Source organism: Microcoleus sp. MOSTC5 (assembly GCF_036701825.1).
Classification (GTDB): domain Bacteria; phylum Cyanobacteriota; class Cyanobacteriia; order Cyanobacteriales; family Microcoleaceae; genus Microcoleus; species Microcoleus asticus.
On record NZ_JAUBRK010000193.1, the window covers coordinates 1 to 1,073 of the forward strand.

The following is a 1,073-nucleotide window of genomic DNA, read 5'->3' on the forward strand; positions in this document are numbered from 1 at the left end:
ATGAAATGTCAAGTACATTGATATTCACTCATTTGTTTATTATACCTTGCTTGTGTTATTAAATTTTCATTCCTAAGGTCGGCACATCTTAATTTTCCTACGGTCATCTAACCAGAGGTGTATTGTGCCAAATTTTATCGGTTCAGTTTTTAGTTCGATCGCCTTTATAGACTCTGCCCTTCACGACAACCCAACTCTCCGCAACGGCATCGCAGCGGGTACAGAAGTTATTACCCTCGATGCGGCGCGGGATGGAGTAGAACAAATCACGGCAGCACTAGCGAGTCGCAGCAATATTAAAAGTATTCATATCATCTCCCACGGTCGCCCCGCGAGTTTGCTGCTAGGCGCGATCGATCTAAACTTGACCAATTTAAAAACTTATGCAAAACAATTGCAGCGTTGGTCGAGATCCCTGGCAGAGAGTGGAGAGATTTTGCTTTATGGGTGCGATGTAGCGGCGGGGGAGAAGGGCGCTAACTTTGTGCAGCAACTGAGTCAGCTAACCCAGGCAAAAATTGCTGCGTCTAGATCGCCGATCGGCAGTTCTGCTAAGGGCGGAGACTGGGAACTAGATTATACAACGGGAGCGGTTTTTTCTGGGTTGGCGATCGGGCCCGCAACAATGGCCACTTATCCATTTGTGTTCGGCTTTACCCTCTACGACGGCACAAGTAACTTTCCACCGCCGGCTGGAACACCCGGTATCGGGGTATCAGGGACTACTCAATTAGCTTACGGGCAGATACCTCTAACTCCCCCACTTGGTTCTGGTGTCCAAGCTACTGGTGCGTACTCGCCCAACACAGGCATTAATACTGCTAGCGTCACCGCCGCGAATAATAATACAGGCTATGCAGGCTACACAAACTATAGATATAGTCCCTTTCCTTTCCCAGCAGGAACATTTAGTCTACTCAACCCAAGTTTCCCCACACTTGACCGCACCAACGGTTACAGCGTTTCTTTTCGAGTTGCAGTAACCGCTGAAAACAGTAGACCTCTTGCAAAAAAGATTTATGTTATAATTAGAGGTTTTAAATTTCATCCCCTAGAGCTAACTCATAATTGTA

At 46.9% G+C, this 1,073-nt stretch carries 1 protein-coding gene; it reads left to right on the forward strand.

Annotated features, from left to right (window positions below; all coding sequences use genetic code 11):
- Window positions 1-124 precede the first annotated feature (124 nt).
- On the forward strand, window positions 125-1,073 hold a 949-nt coding region (locus QUA54_RS34330; protein WP_333419508.1), incomplete at its 3' end, for a DUF4347 domain-containing protein.